This is a genomic window from Amycolatopsis sp. NPDC102389, from assembly GCF_044765885.1.
Taxonomy (GTDB): Bacteria; Actinomycetota; Actinomycetes; order Mycobacteriales; family Pseudonocardiaceae; genus Amycolatopsis.
Genome location: NZ_JBIWKX010000067.1, coordinates 1 through 15494 on the forward strand (window position 1 = coordinate 1; position 15494 = coordinate 15494).

Annotated in this window: 15 protein-coding genes; 13 read left to right on the forward strand and 2 right to left on the reverse strand. The window is 70.6% G+C overall.

Translation table 11 applies throughout. The features are described from left to right. Nucleotides 1–153 precede the first annotated feature (153 nt). From ACIRGA_RS35110 to ACIRGA_RS35120, 3 genes are all read left to right on the forward strand, one after another. Nucleotides 154–915, forward strand: a complete 762-nt coding sequence (locus ACIRGA_RS35110) for an isocitrate lyase/phosphoenolpyruvate mutase family protein (protein ID WP_400949691.1) — start codon at nt 154–156, stop codon at nt 913–915. A 10-nt stretch (nt 916–925) separates the two neighbouring features. Continuing rightward, the gene (locus tag ACIRGA_RS35115; protein ID WP_400949693.1) at nt 926–1945 is read left to right on the forward strand and encodes an aminotransferase class V-fold PLP-dependent enzyme; all 1020 of its coding nucleotides are present in this window, start codon (nt 926–928) and stop codon (nt 1943–1945) included. Nucleotides 1946–2033: 88 nt separating this feature from the next. Then, nucleotides 2034–2654 (forward strand): hypothetical protein, encoded by a 621-nt coding sequence (locus ACIRGA_RS35120; protein ID WP_400949696.1) that lies wholly within the window; start codon nt 2034–2036, stop codon nt 2652–2654. 26 nt (nt 2655–2680) lie between these two features. Here the strand turns inward: ACIRGA_RS35120 and ACIRGA_RS35125 are convergent, their stop codons facing one another. Continuing rightward, complete coding sequence (locus ACIRGA_RS35125) at nt 2681–3610, reverse strand: ferritin-like domain-containing protein (protein ID WP_400949698.1); 930 nt, start codon at nt 3608–3610, stop codon at nt 2681–2683. Between the two features lie 135 nt (nt 3611–3745). On the opposite strand from ACIRGA_RS35125, the gene rimP reads away from it, so the two are divergent. The 7 genes from rimP to ACIRGA_RS35160 all read left to right on the forward strand — a co-directional run bounded on the left by rimP (nt 3746) and on the right by ACIRGA_RS35160 (nt 10524). Then, on the forward strand, nt 3746–4285 hold the full coding sequence (gene rimP, locus ACIRGA_RS35130) for a ribosome maturation factor RimP (protein WP_400949700.1): 540 nt from the start codon (nt 3746–3748) through the stop codon (nt 4283–4285). Next, complete coding sequence (nusA, locus tag ACIRGA_RS35135; protein WP_400949703.1) at nt 4282–5322, forward strand: transcription termination factor NusA; 1041 nt, start codon at nt 4282–4284, stop codon at nt 5320–5322. The genes rimP and nusA overlap by 4 nt, the downstream gene beginning before the upstream one ends. Before the next feature lie 131 nt (nt 5323–5453). Then, entirely contained in the window at nt 5454–5648 is a 195-nt protein-coding gene (locus tag ACIRGA_RS35140; RefSeq protein ID WP_395863464.1) for a YlxR family protein, read from the forward strand. 145 nt (nt 5649–5793) lie between these two features. Further along, on the forward strand, nt 5794–8808 hold the full coding sequence (gene infB / locus ACIRGA_RS35145; protein WP_400949705.1) for a translation initiation factor IF-2: 3015 nt from the start codon (nt 5794–5796) through the stop codon (nt 8806–8808). 73 nt (nt 8809–8881) lie between these two features. Beyond that, nucleotides 8882–9175, forward strand: a complete 294-nt coding sequence (locus tag ACIRGA_RS35150; protein WP_400949707.1) for a DUF503 domain-containing protein — start codon at nt 8882–8884, stop codon at nt 9173–9175. 25 nt (nt 9176–9200) lie between these two features. After that, nucleotides 9201–9677: a 30S ribosome-binding factor RbfA gene (rbfA, locus tag ACIRGA_RS35155; protein WP_007029396.1), complete on the forward strand. Its 477-nt coding sequence runs from the start codon at nt 9201–9203 to the stop codon at nt 9675–9677. Between the two features lie 16 nt (nt 9678–9693). Continuing rightward, nucleotides 9694–10524 (forward strand): alpha/beta hydrolase, encoded by an 831-nt coding sequence (locus ACIRGA_RS35160; protein ID WP_400949710.1) that lies wholly within the window; start codon nt 9694–9696, stop codon nt 10522–10524. Nucleotides 10525–10806: 282 nt separating this feature from the next. Here the strand turns inward: ACIRGA_RS35160 and ACIRGA_RS35165 are convergent, their stop codons facing one another. Beyond that, on the reverse strand, nt 10807–11850 hold the full coding sequence (locus tag ACIRGA_RS35165; protein WP_400949713.1) for a TRM11 family SAM-dependent methyltransferase: 1044 nt from the start codon (nt 11848–11850) through the stop codon (nt 10807–10809). Nucleotides 11851–11890: 40 nt separating this feature from the next. Between ACIRGA_RS35165 and ACIRGA_RS35170 the strand changes: the two genes are divergently transcribed. The 3 genes from ACIRGA_RS35170 to ACIRGA_RS35180 are packed head-to-tail and all read left to right on the forward strand — an operon-like array spanning nt 11891 to nt 15456. After that, nucleotides 11891–12889 (forward strand): bifunctional oligoribonuclease/PAP phosphatase NrnA, encoded by a 999-nt coding sequence (locus tag ACIRGA_RS35170; protein ID WP_400949786.1) that lies wholly within the window; start codon nt 11891–11893, stop codon nt 12887–12889. Nucleotides 12890–12939: 50 nt separating this feature from the next. Continuing rightward, nucleotides 12940–14097, forward strand: coding sequence for a preprotein translocase subunit SecY (locus tag ACIRGA_RS35175; protein ID WP_400949715.1), 1158 nt, complete (start codon nt 12940–12942; stop codon nt 14095–14097). A 33-nt stretch (nt 14098–14130) separates the two neighbouring features. Beyond that, nucleotides 14131–15456 carry an MATE family efflux transporter gene (locus tag ACIRGA_RS35180; RefSeq protein ID WP_400949719.1) on the forward strand — a complete coding sequence of 442 codons (1326 nt, stop codon included), beginning with the start codon at nt 14131–14133 and terminating at the stop codon, nt 15454–15456. Nucleotides 15457–15494 lie beyond the last annotated feature (38 nt).

Below are 15494 nucleotides of genomic sequence, written 5' to 3' on the forward strand. Positions count from 1 at the left end.
GCCCCTCCTTCGGCCCGGTCCCCCCCCGGCCGCCGTGCCGGTTGTGTGGGGGGCGCGGCTAACCCCCACCCCCCCCCCCCCCCCCCCCCCCCCCCCCCCACCGGCGGCGACACTTCGGCCGTCACCGAAACATCCGCTGGCTACCGTCGTGCCATGACCGCATTCGCCGCACTGCACGTCCCCGGCTCCCCGCTGCTCCTGCCGAACGTCTGGGAGTTCGGCACGGCCGCCTTCCTGACCGCGCAAGGCTTCCCGGCGCTCGGCACGACCAGCCTCGGGGTCTCGGCCGCCGAGGGCGAGCCGGACGGTGCCCCGTCCTCGAAGGACACCACCGTCCGGCTGGCGCGGCGGCTCGCCGGGCTGGACACGCTGATCAGCGTCGACCTCGCCGACGGGTTCAGCGAAGACCCGGGCGAGGTCGGTGCACTGGCGGCGGAGCTCGCCGAAGCCGGTGTCGCAGGTATCAACCTCGAAGACGTCCTGGGCGACCCTGTCCGGCACGCGGCCAAGATCGCGGCGGCGAAGGAACAGGCTCCGGATCTCTTCGTCAACGCCCGCACGGACACGCATTGGCTGGGAAGGCCCGACATCGGCACCGCGATCGACCGCTGTCTGTCCTATGTGGACGCCGGTGCCGACGGGGTGTTCGTGCCCGGGCTCGCCGAACCGGCGGATGTCGAACGGCTGGTGAAGGCGGTCGCGAAACCGCTCAACCTGCTGTTCCTCCCCGGCAAGGTCACCGTCGCGCGAGCGGCCGAACTCGGCGTCGCGCGGATCAGCCTCGGCTCCTTGCCGTACCGGATGGCGCTGGCCGCCACCCTGCGCACGGTGGAGGCCGTTCGCGACGGCGCGGAATTCCAGCTGGCCCCACCGTCCTACGCCGACATCGCGGCCCTGCTCCCGGAATCTCATTAATCTCGGGAGCATGCAGACCTTCGGAGCCGAATTCGCCGTCCCGCCCGGCTATCTGAACACGCCCAGCATCGGCATCCCGCCGTCGCACGTGGCCGACGCGGTGGCGGAGGCGGTCGAGCGGTGGCGGCGCGGAGAGGCCCGCCCGACGGACTTCGACGAGCCCGTCGCGCGGACCAGGGCGGGCTTCGGCGCGCTGATCGGAGTCCCCGCGGAACGGGTCGCGATCGGGTCGTCCGTCTCGCAGCTGATCGCGAACGTGGCCGCCGGGCTGCCCGACGGCGCCAGTGTGCTGGCCGCGGAGAACGACTTCACGAGCGTCACCTTCCCGTTCGCGGCCCAAGCGCACCGCGGGGTGAAGGTCACCGAAGTCCCGCTGGCCGAGCTGACCGAGCGCGTCGAAGGGCACGACCTCGTCGCGGTCAGCGTCGTCCAGTCGACGGACGGCGCCCAGGTCGACCTCGCCGCGCTCCGTGCCGCGGCCGAGGCGGCGGGCGCGGCCGTCCTGCTCGACGCGACCCAGGCCGCCGGGTGGCGGCCACTGGAGCTGGGCTGGGCCGACTGGGTGGTCGCCGCGGGCTACAAATGGCTGCTCGCGCCGCGCGGGGCGGCTTGGCTGGCCGCGCATCCGCGGGTGCTGGAGCGGGCCGTGCCGGTCGCCGCGAACTGGTACGCGGGCGAAGACCGCTGGCAGACCGTCTACGGCCTCCCGCTGCGCCTGGCGGCGGGTGCGCGGGCGCTCGATCTGTCCCCGGCCTGGCTCTCGTTCGTCGGCGCCGCCGTCTCGCTCGACTACCTCGCGTCCTTGGACCTCGAGGCCGTCCGAACGCACTGCGTGGGCCTCGCCGACTCACTCCTCGAAGCGGTCGGCTCACCCGGTCAGGGGAGCGCGATCGTCTCGCTCGACGCCGACGCCGCCCGGGTGGGGGAAGCGGGCATCGTGGCCGGTACCCGGGCCGGAAGGCAGCGATTCGGGTTCCATCTCTACAACACGGCTGACGACGTCGAACGGGTGATAAGCACGTTCAGGTGAACCGCCGGACCGGCGTGAACTACCGTATGTTCCCGTGGTTGGTGCGCAATTTACCCCGGGAGCGACGGAAACGGCCCGGCTTCAGCCGGTGCGACCGGCAGGGCCGGGCGGACCGCCGTCCGCGCCGAAGCCGCCGAGGGACACCAAGGCCCTGGCGCTCAAAGGCGGCGGGCTGGTGGCCATCGCGGTCGTCTCGGCCCTGCTCTGGTGGCTGATCCGGCACGAGCCGGAGCCTGCCCCCGTCGCGGACACGCAGGCGAAGAGCGGCCAGTTCCAGTACACGCTGGTCGAAGGCCCGCAGGTCACCACCGACTGCGCGAGCAAGGCCTACGGCGACACCAAGAAGTTCTTCACCGATACGCCGTGCACGCGGCTTTCGCGGGCGCTATACACCACCGAGACCGGCGGGAAGAAGGCGCTGGTGTCGGTCGTCCTGGTCACCATGCCCGGCGAGGTCACCGCGACCCAGCTCAAGGCGCTGACCGACAAGGACGGCACGGGCAACGTGTCCGACCTGGTGCGCGACGGGACCTTCAAGGCGCAGGGCGCCCCGAAGATCTCGGGGCAGGACGCGGCCTACGACTCCCACGTCACCGGGCCCGAGGTGGCCATCGTGCTGGCCGGTTTCTACGACAAGCAGAAGGACAAGCAGACACTGGAGCGGATCGCGACCGACGCCCTGCGGCTCTCGGGCGACCTGCGCCGCTGACCCCGTGGGCTGAAAGCGTTCTTCAGCTACGCCGCCTGGCCCGGCATCGCGATCGCCACCGGCTTCGCGCCGAACTCCGCCCGCCACGCCGTTCCCCGCCGCGCCGACCCGATCAGCGCGTTCAGCGCGGTCGTCCGCAACGCCGCGTCGTCGGTCCGGTCGAGCACGCCGAGCCAGGCCGAGGACGCGTCCGATTCGGCTGTCGCCACCAGTTCCATCGCCGAGTTCGCCTCGGTCACCGGCCTCGGCGGCACGTACGCCGCCTCCGGCCCGGTGGGCGTCTGGCCCGCCGCGGAAAGCATCCGTTCGCAGACGTCGCGCCGTTTGACGTGCTCGGCCGTACCCCGGGACACCGCGCCGGTGAAGGCCGCGGGCAGATAGGCGCTGACCAGCCCGTACACCCAGATCGCCGCGTGTTCGGCGGCCAACGCCTGTTGGACGGCCTCCGCAGTCTCCCCGCCGAGCCGGACCCCGGCCGGCACTTCGACCGGTCCGGCGTCGTCGCCGCGGCCGAGCTTCTCCGAACTCTGCTGCAGTGCCGCGCAGCCCGCCGCGATCGAGGCGACGATCCCGGCGCGGTAGCGGGGCAGCGAAGGCACGAGGCCCTCGGCCTGCTTGCGGGCCGTGGCGAGTCGTTCCTTGAGCCCGTCCAGCGACGACGGCGGCGGTATCGCGCCAGGACCCGGCTGCTCCGGCTTCGGCCGGTTGAGCCGGTCGACCTCGGTCTTGAGCGCGGCCGCGTGCGCGGCCCGCGCGGTGGCGACCGCTTCACCCTCGGCGCCCAGAGCCTTCGCGCCGGCCGCGTCGGTCTCCGCCGCGCGCAGCAAGGGACCCAGCGGGTCGGGGCTTTCGTCGAAGCCGGGGGAGCAGGCGGACGCCAGCGGCACGGCCAGCGCGGCCAGCGCTCCCATCCGCAGGAAAGTGCGACGGCTCGGCTCTGTCGATCTTCCGGTCACGCCGCCCCATCCTGCCAGTACCCCGCACGGGGCCGCCGCTCGCGCGTCACGCGGGGGTGACCGGATAAGCTGGACCACTACCGAACCCGGATCCACGCCGCCGGGTCGCCCACAGCCGAACAGGAGCGCTCCACCGTGCCCAACGACCTCGCCAGCAGGCTGGAGCCCATCGTGGCCGAAGCCGTCACGGCCGCGGGTTTCGACCTCGATTCCTTCGAGGTCCAGCAGGCAGGCCGCCGCCAGCTGGTCAAGGTCGTCGTCGACGGGGACGACGGCGTCGGGCTGGACGAGGTGGCGAGCGTCAGCCGCGCCGTCTCGGCCGCGCTCGACGAGAACGAGCACGTGATCGCGAGCGCGTACACGCTCGAAGTCACCTCGCCCGGCCTCGACCGGCCGCTGACCGTGCAACGGCACTGGCGGCGCGCGAAGTTCCGGCTCGTCAAGATCACCCCGGCCGAAGGCGCGGCGTTCATCGGCCGCGTCGGGCACGCGGGGGAGAAGTCCGCGCGCGTGCTCGTGGACGGCGAGATCCGGGACGTCTCCTACGCCTCGGTGACCAAGGCGGTCATCGAGATCGAATTCAAGCAACCACCTGCCGAGGACCTGAAACTGTTGGAAAACGATGCGTCGGCCCTGAACGCCGCCACCACGGAGCCGAAGGAGGAGCCGAAGTGAACGTCGACATCGCCGCGCTGCGCGCGATCGAACGGGACAAGGACATCCCCTTCGAGACGGTGATCGAAGCGATCGAAACCGCGCTTCTCACCGCGTACAAGCACACCGAGGGCCACCAGCCGCACGCCAGGATCGACATCGATCGCAAGAGCGGGCTGGTGCGCGTCCTCGCGCACACCCTCACCCCGGACGGCCAGACCGACGAGGAATGGGACGACACCCCCGAAGGCTTCGGGCGGATCGCCGCGACCACCGCGCGGCAGGTCATCCTGCAGCGCCTGCGCGACGCCGAGCACGAGAAGACCTTCGGCGAGTTCTCCGCCAAGGAGAACGAGCTCGTCGCCGGCGTGGTGCAGCGCGACGCCCGCGCCAACGCCCGCGGCATGGTCGTCATCCAGGTCGGCGACATCGAAGGCGTGCTGCCCGCGATCGAGCAGGTGCCCGGCGAGACCTACGAGCACGGCGACCGGATCAAGGCCTACGTCGTCACCGTTTCGCGCGGCAACCGCGGCCCGCAGATCACGCTGTCGCGTTCGCACCCGAAGCTGGTGCACAAGCTGTTCGCCCTCGAGGTCCCCGAGATCGCCGACGGCACGGTCGAGATCGCCGCCGTCGCCCGGGAACCGGGACACCGCACCAAGATCGCGGTCCGCTCGACGGTGCCCGGCGTCAACGCCAAGGGCGCGTGCATCGGCCCGGTCGGCGCGCGTGTGCGCAACGTGATGAGCGAACTGGCGGGCGAGAAGATCGACATCATCGACTTCTCCGAAGACCCGGCGAAGTTCGTCGGGAATGCGCTGTCGCCCGCGAAGGTTGTATCGGTACGGGTCGTCGACGAGCGCGCCAAGACCGCTCGCGTCGTCGTCCCGGACTTCCAGCTTTCGCTCGCGATCGGCAAGGAAGGGCAGAACGCCCGCCTCGCCGCCCGGCTCACCGGCTGGCGGATCGACATCCGCAGCGACGCCGCCCCTGAGCAGGGTGACGAAGCACACGCCGGGCAGGCGCGGCCCGCCGCGGCAACCGGTTCGGCTGAGTGAAGGTCGAAGCGCTAGACTTACGAGTGGTTCAGAGCCCGCGGCCGGGAACCGACCTCCAGCATGACCGGGAATCCTCGGTTCGCACCTGTGTGGGTTGCCGTAAGCGGGCCTTGATCGGCGAGTTGCTGCGAGTGGTCGCGGCGGACGGTCGGTTGATCGTCGACGAACGTCGGCGGTTGCCGGGCCGGGGTGCCTGGTTGCACCCCGTGCCGGACTGTCTGGCCAAGGCCGAGCGGCGCAGGGCGTTCCCCCGGGCACTTCGTGTTCCAGGGTCGCTCGACGCCCAGGGTGTCCACGAACGCCTGGAGCGGCACGCCGAAGGCTAAAGGGCGCCGGGACATCCCCGGTGCCGGATGGAATCAGGAAGCAGGTCGACCCGTCATGAGTCAGCCGTGAAGCTGAATCAATGAACGCGCGACAATAGGACGAGGTCTGCGGGTCTGCCGCCGGCCTCCCCAGATGAGGAGAGCTGTGCCAGGCAAGGCCCGAGTACATGAGCTCGCGAAAGAGCTCGGCATCACCAGCAAGGAAGTTCTCGCCAAGTTGAAGGATCAGGGCGAGTTCGTGAAGTCCGCGTCGTCGACCGTCGAGGCACCCGTGGCCCGGCGTCTTCGTGACGCTTATTCGTCCAAGGACGGCCAGAGCAAGAAGCCCGTCCCGACTCCCGGCCCGCGCCCGCCGGCGAAGCCCGCTGCCCCGGCTCCGGCCGCGAAGCCCGCTCAGCCCGCGCCCGCGGCGAAGTCCGAGGCCCCGGCCGCCCCCGCGGCGTCCGCTCCGTCGGCTCCGGCTCAGCAGCCGTCCCGTCCTTCCACCCCGGGTGTCCGCCCGGGTCCGCGCCCCGGCCCCCGGCCGCCGGCGCCCAAGGAAGAGGTCGCTCCGGCGGCGAAGGCCGCTCCGGCCGAGCCGAAGCAGTCCGAGACCAAGGAAACCCCGGCAGCACCGGCCACCCCGCCGGCGTCCCAGACGCCGTCGCAGGGTTCGGTCGTGCCGCCGAAGCCGCAGGGCCCGAAGCCCGGCGGCCCGAAGCCCGGCCCGCGCACCCCGCGAGTCGGCAACAACCCGTTCGGTGTGGGTTCCGGTTCTCCGGCCCCGCGTCCGTCCGGCCCCCGTCCCGGTGGCGGCCAGCAGGGCGGCGACAACCGTCCTCCGCGTCCCGGTGGTGGCCAGGGCGGCGACCGTCCGGCTCCCCGTCCCGGTGGCGGCGCTCCCGGTGGTAACCGGCCGAGCCCGGGCAACATGCCCCCGCGCCCGAACCCCGGCATGATGCCGGGCCGCCCGGCTCGTCCGGCCGGTGGTCCCGGTGGCGGCCGTGGTGGTCCCGGTGGCGGAGCCCGTGGTGGCCCCGGCGGCGGCGCTCGTGGCGGTCCCGGTGGCGGCGGCGGAGGTTTCCGCGGCGGTCCCGGTGGTGGTGGCGGCGGCGGTGGCGGTTTCCGTCCCGGCGGTGGCGGTGGCGGCGGTTTCCGTCCCGGTGGCGGTGGCCCCGGTGGCGGCGGCGGTGCCCCGGCCGGTGGCGGCGGTTTCCGTGGTGGCGGCGGCCGTGGTGGCCCCGGTGGCCGTGGCGGTACCGCGGGTGCCTTCGGGCGTCCCGGTGGCCCCTCGCGCAAGGGTCGCAAGTCGAAGCGGCAGAAGCGCCAGGAGTACATGGACAACATGCAGGCGCCCAGCGTCGGTGGTGTCCGTCTGCCCAAGGGGCAGGGCGAGACGATCCGCCTGCCGCGTGGTGCCTCGCTGACCGACTTCGCCGAGAAGATCGACGCCAACCCGGCTTCGCTGGTGCAGGTGCTCTTCCACCTCGGTGAGATGGTCACCGCGACGCAGTCGGTGTCGGACGACATCCTGGAACTGCTCGGCGGCGAAATGAACTACAACGTTCAGGTCGTCAGTCCCGAGGAAGAGGACCGGGAGCTGCTCGAGACCTTCGACATCACCTACGGCGAAGACGCGGGTGAGGAAGAGGATCTGCAGGTCCGTCCGCCGGTCGTGACCATCATGGGTCACGTCGACCACGGTAAGACCCGCCTGCTCGACACGATCCGCAAGACGAAGGTGCGCGAAGGTGAAGCCGGTGGCATCACCCAGCACATCGGCGCCTACCAGATCGAGACCGAGCTCGAAGGCAACCCGCGTCTGATCACCTTCATCGACACCCCGGGTCACGAGGCGTTCACCGCCATGCGTGCCCGTGGTGCCAACTCGACCGACATCGCGGTGATCGTGGTGGCGGCCGACGACGGTGTGATGCCGCAGACGGTCGAGGCGATCAACCACGCGCAGGCCGCCAAGGCGCCGATCGTGGTCGCGATCAACAAGATCGACAAGGAAGGCGCGAACCCGGACAAGATCCGGCAGCAGCTGACCGAGTACGGCCTGGTCGCCGAGGAGTACGGCGGCGACACGATGTTCGTCGAGATCTCCGCGCGGCAGAACATCAACATCGACGGCCTGCTCGAGGCGATCCTGCTGACCGCCGACGCCGCGCTGGACCTCCGGGCCAACCCGGACATGGAGGCCCAGGGTGTCGCGATCGAGGCCCACCTCGACCGCGGCCGCGGTCCGGTGGCCACGGTGCTGGTCCAGCGAGGCACGCTGCGCGTCGGTGACTCGGTCGTGGCGGGTGACGCCTACGGCCGCGTCCGCCGGATGGTCGACGAGCACAACGTCGACGTCACCGAGGCGTACCCGTCGCGTCCCGTCCAGGTCATCGGGTTCACCTCGGTGCCGGGTGCGGGCGACACCTTCCTGGTGGTCGACGAGGACCGCGTCGCCCGGCAGATCGCCGAGCGCCGCTCCGCCCGGACGCGCAACGCCCTCAACGCGTCGCGTCGCAAGCGGGTCAGCCTCGAGGACCTCGACTCCGCCTTGAAGGAGACGAACAGCCTCAACCTGATCATCAAGGGTGACAACTCCGGTACCGTCGAGGCGCTCGAAGCCTCGCTGGTGCAGCTCGAGGTCGGCGACGACGTCGAACTCAACGTCGTGCACCGCGGTGTCGGTGGCGTCACCGAGTCCGACATCGACCTGGCGACCGCGTCTGACGCGATCGTCCTGGGCTTCAACGTCCGTGCGCAGGGCAAGGCGACCGAGCGGGCCACCCGCGAAGGCGTCGACGTCCGGTACTACACGGTCATCTACCAGGCGATCGAGGAGATCGAGCAGGCTCTGAAGGGCATGCTCAAGCCGGAGTACGAAGAGGTCGAGCTCGGCAAGGCGGAGATCCGCGACGTCTTCAAGTCGTCGAAGATCGGCACCATCGCCGGTTGTCTCGTCATCTCGGGCGAGATCCGCCGCAACGCGCGGGCCCGTCTGCTCCGCGACGCGACCGTCATCGCCGAGAACCTGCCGATCAGCTCGCTGCGGCGGTTCAAGGACGACGTGGTCGAGGTTCGCGACGGGTACGAGTGTGGTCTGACGCTGGGGTCGTACAGCGACCTCAAGGTCGGCGACGTCATCGAGACCTACGAGCAGCGCGAAAAGCCGCGTGCGTAAGTGACAAAGCGGCGCTCCTCCGCATCTGGGCGGGGGAGCGCCGCTTCACCTTCGAAACAACCCAGAACCCCATATGTTCGTAGGAGCTCTTGAGCTCGACATCCTGCTGGGCGACGTCCATTCGCTCAAGCAGAAGCGATCCGTGATCAAGCCGGTGCTGGCCGAGGTGCGCAGGCGTTTCGACGTCTCCGTCGCCGAAGCGGGCCATCAAGACCTGCACCGGCGCGCGCTGATCGGTGTGGCCGTGGTCGCGGCGAGTGGCGAGCAGGTTCGTGACGTGCTCGACTCGTGTGAGCGCCTCGTGGCCGGAAGGCCGGAGTTCGACCTGCTCTCCAGCCACCGCCGGCTGCTCGGCCCGGATGACTGACGAATTTTCGAGGAGACGAAATCCCATGGCCGACCCCGCTCGGGCTCGTAAGCTCGCCAAGCGGATCTCACAGATCGTCGCGCACGCGATCGAGCACGACATCAAGGATCCGCGGCTCAACCACGTGACGATCACCGACACGAAGATCACGGCGGATCTGCACGACGCCACGGTCTACTACACGGTGCTCGGCGAGAACCTGGAGTCCACGCCCGATCACGCCGGTGCCGCGGCGGCGCTCGAATCCGCCCGCGGTGTCCTGCGCACGAAGGTCGGTCAGGGCACGGGAGTCCGCTACACTCCGACGCTGGCCTTCGTGGCCGACAGTATTCCTGAGGACGCCAAGCGCATCGAGGATCTTCTCGCGAAGGCGAGGGAAGCCGATGCCGAGGTCGCCCGGCGGGCCACTGGGGCGCAGCACGCCGGCGAAGCCGACCCGTACAAGCCGCCGCGGGAAGAGGCCGAAGACGATGAGTTCGCCGACGAGGAGACCCGTCGCTGAGGGACCGGACCACGCCGTGAGCCGGCGTGGTCTCCTGCTGGGAGCCGCGGCTCTCGGCGGCTCGGCGCTGATTTCCGCTTGCGGCGCCGAGAAACCACCCTTGGTGGGGCCGCCGCCGGTGGCCCCGCCGACCACTCCGACCCCGCTCACCGAAGCGGTCACGGTGCAGAAGATGCGGTCGGCGGCGCGGAACCGCGACGTCAACCTCGTCATCATCGCGCCAGACGGCGTGTCCCGGGTCGGGATGCCGGTCTGCGTCGCCCTGCACGGGCGCGGCGCGGATGCCAGGACGTTCCTGAACCTCGGCGTGCAGGACGCGCTGAACAAGGCCGTCTCGGCCGGGCTGCCCGGCTTCGCGGTGGCCGCCGTCGACGGGGACAACTACTGGGTCGATGTCGGCAAGGCCGACGACCCGCAACGGATGCTGTCCGACGAGCTGCCCGGCTGGCTAGCCCAGCGCCAGCTGCGGCCGCCGTCGGCGATGTTCGGGATCTCGATGGGCGGGTTCGGCGCGCTGCGCTACGCCCGCGAGCACAAGAACCTCAAGGCCGTCGCCGTCGCCAGCGCGGCGCTGTTCGTGAGCTGGCCCGATGCCAAGTCCCGCAAGGTCTTCGCGGATCGCGCGCAATGGGAATCGCACGAGCCGCTGCTGCACACCGGTGACCTTTCCGCCGGGTCGACGGGGGTGTGGTGCGGGAATTCGGATCCCTTCGCCCGCGCCGACCGCAAACTCATCACGGCGCTGGACCCCGCCGTCGCGAAGATGTCCCCTGGTGCGCACAACGACGACTACTGGCGCGAGATCATGCCCGACGTGCTGAAGTTCGTGGGGGAACGCCTCGTCTGATCCCGCACTACCGCATTCAGAGGACTAAACGCGGAGGGTTGGATGGGGCTCAGTGTCCCCAATGGCGCATTGGGGACACTGAGCGTCTCCAATGCCACATTGGGGACATCGGGTGCTGCGAAAGAGGCCCTCGCCAGGTAGGCCCGACCGCCCTCCCGCCCGGATAAGCCACCAGCATGGCTGGTCGTCGGTAGTGTCTTCCCTCGCCGGGCCCACTCGCGACAGACCACGGACATGGTGCGCGATGCCAACGACCGCATTCAGAGGACGAAACGCGGGGAGTCAGGCCGGTTTGGCAGCGACGATCAGGTCCCGCACGATCGCCTGGTCCACCCGGTGGGAGAACTCCGCGAACGGGCCGTCCTCACGGACCTCCAGGCCCGCCTTGTCCAGGATCGCGGCGAGTTCCTCACGCGGCGCGACGTTGGTGTTCCAGGAGATGCCGAGCGCGCCCCCGGGCCGCAGCACCCGCGTCCATACCGGGACCGCGGCCGCGAGCAGGTCCCGCGGACTGCGCGCGAGCGACGCGTCCTGGGTGCGGTGGCTGCCGTGCTGCACGCCGTACGGGGCGTCGGTGACGATGAGGTCCACCGAGTTCGGCCGCAGCAGTTCGTCCGTGGTGAGCGTGTCGCAGTTGAGGTAGCTCAGTTTGCGGACCTCGCCCGCCTTGTACTGCTCCTTGGTGATCCCGAAGCCGATGTCGAGCCGCCTGCCGAGCCGGACCTTGTTGCGCCGCACCTGACCGGATTCGGCGCTGTGCTTGATCCGCTTCTGCTTCAGCCAGGTCTTGACGAACATTTCGTAGGAATCGAAATCCTTGCCGTCGACGTCGAGCCCGGTCGCGTCGAAGCCGTACATCATCGCCTGGTTCAGCGTGGTGCCGCGGCCGCACAGCGGATCGAGCAGATGCAGCGGCTCGTCCAGCATCGCGGCCGGGTTCGCCCTCGACAGCAGGGTGACGTTGACGAGCAGCTTGGTGAACAGCTCGTTCGTCTTGCCGGGGTACTTCTGGATGGTCAGCAGATCCGAGTCGAAGTTCGCGAGCGGGCTGATCGTCACCGGCTTCAGGACACCGTCGCCGAGCTCGAACAGCGCGTACAGCGCGGAAAGGTTCGAAAGGAGCGCGAGGTCGCGTTCGCTCAGCGGGGCGGGCGTGGTGAAGGTGAGGTAGCCGACGCCGCCGAGCCGGGTCTCGCCGATCTCGGAGACCTCGGTCTCCAAAGCGGACAGACCGAACACCGCCAGCTCCGCCTTGAGCAGGGCCGGGGTGGAGTCGGTGTAGACCCGGTTGGCGGACGGGTAGACCAGGATCGCGTACTCGGACATCCGGTAGAGCGTAGCTTGACTGATTGTGACAGCGACTCCAGTGCCGAACCTGAAGGAAGCCGCCGCCCTGCTGGCGCGCGCCACCGACGTGACCCTGCTCGGCCATGTCCGCCCGGACGCCGACGCGCTCGGCAGCGCGCTGGCGCTGGGCCGGGCACTTCAGCTGCGCGGCGGCGTCAAGGTCCGTGTCTCGGTCGGCGAACCCGAGGAGATGCCCGAGACCTTGCGCGGCCTGGACGTCGGAGGGCTCTACGTTCCCGCGAGCGAGCTGCCGGAGACCGAACGGCTGCTGGTCGCGCTGGACACACCCACGCCGGGCAGGCTCGGGAAGCTCGCGCCGCGGGTGGACGCCGTCCGCGCGGCGGGCGGCGATGTCCTGGTGATCGACCACCACGCGTCCAACGTCTTCTACGGCACGCACCACGTCGTCGACGACACCGCCGAAGCCACCGCGGTCCTTGTCTTCGCGTTGCTGGCCGAGCTCGGCACCGAGCTCGACGAGCCGATCGCGCGCTGCCTGTACGCGGGGCTCGTCACCGACACGAGCGGGTTCCGCCGGGCCCGGCCCTCCACCCATCTGATGGCCGCGAAGCTGCTCGAAGCCGGTGTCGACCCGGACAGGGTGGTCCGCGAGATCGTCGACGATCATCCGTTCGCGTGGCTGCCGATGCTTTCGGAGGTCCTCGCGGGGGCGCGGCTCGAGCCGGACGAGGCGCGCGGCTTCGGCCTCGCGCACGCCGTCGTGACGCTCGACGCCGCGCGGTCAGTGCGTGCCGAGGAGGTCGAGGCGGTCGTCGACGTCGTCCGGTCCACCCGGGAGGCCGGGGTCGCCGTGGTGCTCAAGGAAGCCGAGCCGATCGGGCCGCGGCGGCGGTGGACGGTCTCGCTCCGCTCGGCGGGCGGTGTCGACGTCTCGGCGGCGGCCGGGGAACTGGGCGGCGGCGGACACCGCCAAGCGGCCGGGTGCACCGCGGAGGGCACGGCGGACGAGGTGCTCGGCAAGCTCCGGGAAGCCTTGTCGAGGGCACCGCTCCTCTGACCGACGGTGTCATCGTAATTTCATCGGTCGTTCCTAACGTGATCCCCACGATGAACGACCGAGCCTCCCTCCGCCGCCGGATCCTGGTCACGCTGGGTGTGATCGCCGTGTTCCGGCTGGGCCAGAGCCTGTCCGTCCCCCAAACGACCGTCGTCGTGCCGGAAAGCGATCACCCGCTGCGCCGGCTCCTCGACCTCCTCACCGGCGGCGGCCTGGCCACCGTGGCGGTGTTCGCGTTCGGCGTCCTGCCCTGTCTGGCCGCCGCGCCGCTCCTGCGAGCGCTGATCGTCCTGATCCCGCGACTGGCCGCGCTCCGGGCGGAAGGCGACGCCGGTGCCCGGGTGCTGACCCGGGGCCGGCGACGGCTCGTCGTCGGGCTCGGCCTGCTGGGTGCCGTCGGCGTGGTCTTGTCCGGTGGGCAGGACGTCCTGGACGGCGCCGTGACGGTGGCGTGCCTGACGGCGGGCACCGCGCTGGTCCTGAGGCTGACCGAGGTGATCACCGACCGGGGCTTCGGCGACGGCGTCCGGATCCTGCTGCTCACTCAGGTCCTGGCGGTGCTGCCGCCGGAATTCCTGCGCCTGTACGAAAAGACGGGCTGGGCAGCCATCGCGGTCCTGGCGGTGGTGACGGTGTCGATCACCGTGCTCACGATCGTCGTCGCGCAGGGTCAGCGCCGCGTCCCGGTGCAGTACGCCAAGCGGATGATCGGCAGGCGCGCTTTCGGCGGGACACCGTCCTACATTCCCTTTCGCTTCCCTCAAGCGAACAGCCCGGCCGTGCTCGCCGCGGTGCTGTTGTGGGTGCTTCCCTTCGGCCTGGGAGGTCCCTGGTGGATCGCGGTCTACTTCGTCCTCGTCTGCCTTTTCGCCTTCGCCAGAGCCGCCGTGGCGCAGGACATGGACAAGGTGGCGGGCGAACTGGTGCGAGTGGGCGGTTTCGTCCCCGGAATCCGGCCGGGGAACTGGACCGCCGAGTACCTCGAGTACGTGAACCGCCGGATCATCGCCTTCGGAGCGCTCAGCCTGGGAGTGGTGGCCCTGATCCCGGTCGCCGGTCTTGCCCTGCTGGGCGTCGGTCCGGCGCTGTTCGTCGCCGGGGTGACGCTGCAGGTGGTCCTCGTCTTCCTGGTCAGTGTCTCGCTCGACACCACGCGGCAGATCGAGGCGCTGCGTCAGCAGCGACGCTACGAACCGTTCCTCCGCTGACCGTGACCTGTCGTACCAGACGTCTAGTCTGCGGTGGTGCCTGAAGCTTCCGAACTCGACGAGCGCGTCCCGCCGAAACGCGTACTCGGTCTCGCCGTGCCCGCGCTCGGCGTCCTCGCGGCCGAACCGCTGTACGTCCTGGTGGACACGGCCGTCGTCGGGCATCTCGGCGCGCTGCCGCTGGCCGGTCTCGCCGTCGGCGGTGTCGTGCTGTCGCAGGTTTCGAGCCAGCTGACGTTCCTGTCGTACGGCACCACGTCGCGGACGGCGCGGCTGCACGGGGCCGGCCGGCGTGGTGACGCCGTCCGCGAAGGCGTCCAGGCGACGTGGCTCGCGGTGATCGTCGGGCTCGTGGTGATCGTCGCCGGACAGCTGCTGGCCGCGCCGATCGCCCGCGTCCTGTCCGGGGACGACGCGATCACCGACGCCGCCGTCTCCTGGCTGCGGATCGCGCTGTTCGGCACGCCGTTCATCCTGATCACGATGGCGGGCAACGGCTGGATGCGCGGCGTGCAGGATTCCGCGAAACCGTTGCGCTATGTCCTGGCGGGCAACGGGATCTCGGCCGTGCTGTGCCCCGTGCTCGTGTACGGCGCGGACTGGGGGCTGGAAGGTTCGGCGATCGCGAACGTCGTCGCGCAGGTGATCTCGGCTTCGCTGTTCATCGCGGCCCTCGTGCGGGAACGGGTCCCGCTGCGCCCGGAGCCGAAGGTGATGCGCGCCCAGCTCGGCCTCGGCCGGGACCTGGTGCTGCGCAGCCTCGCGTTCCAGGCGTGCTTCGTGTCCGCCGCCGCGGTCGCCGCGCGGACGTCCACCGAGGCCGTCGGCGCGCACCAGGTCGTGCTGCAGCTCTGGACGTTCCTCGCCCTGGTGCTGGACTCGCTCGCGATCGCCGCGCAGTCGCTCGTCGGGGCCGCCCTCGGCGCGGGGGCGAGCAAACGGGCGCGCGGGCTGTCGCGGCAGATCACCGGCTACGGCCTGGTGTTCGGCTGCTTCCTCGGCGTCGTGTTCGCGTCGGTGTCCGGGGTGCTGCCGCGAGTGTTCACTTCGGACGCGGCCGTACTCGGCCAGATCCCGCACGCGTGGTGGTTCTTCGTCGCGCTGCAACCGATCGCCGGGGTGGTGTTCGCGCTGGACGGCGTCCTGCTCGGCGCGGGCGACGCCGCCTTCCTCCGCAACGCGACCCTGCTGAGCGCGGCCGTCGGGTTCCTGCCGCTGATCTGGCTGTCGCTCGCCTTCGGCTGGGGGCTGGCCGGGATCTGGACCGGGCTCTCTCTGTTCATGCTGCTGCGGCTGGCGACCCTGCTGGTGCGGTGGCGCTCGGGCCGATGGGCCGTGGAAGGCGCCGTCCGCGTTTAGTCCTCTGAATGCGCTGCGTGCTGTGGCGAAAACCACCC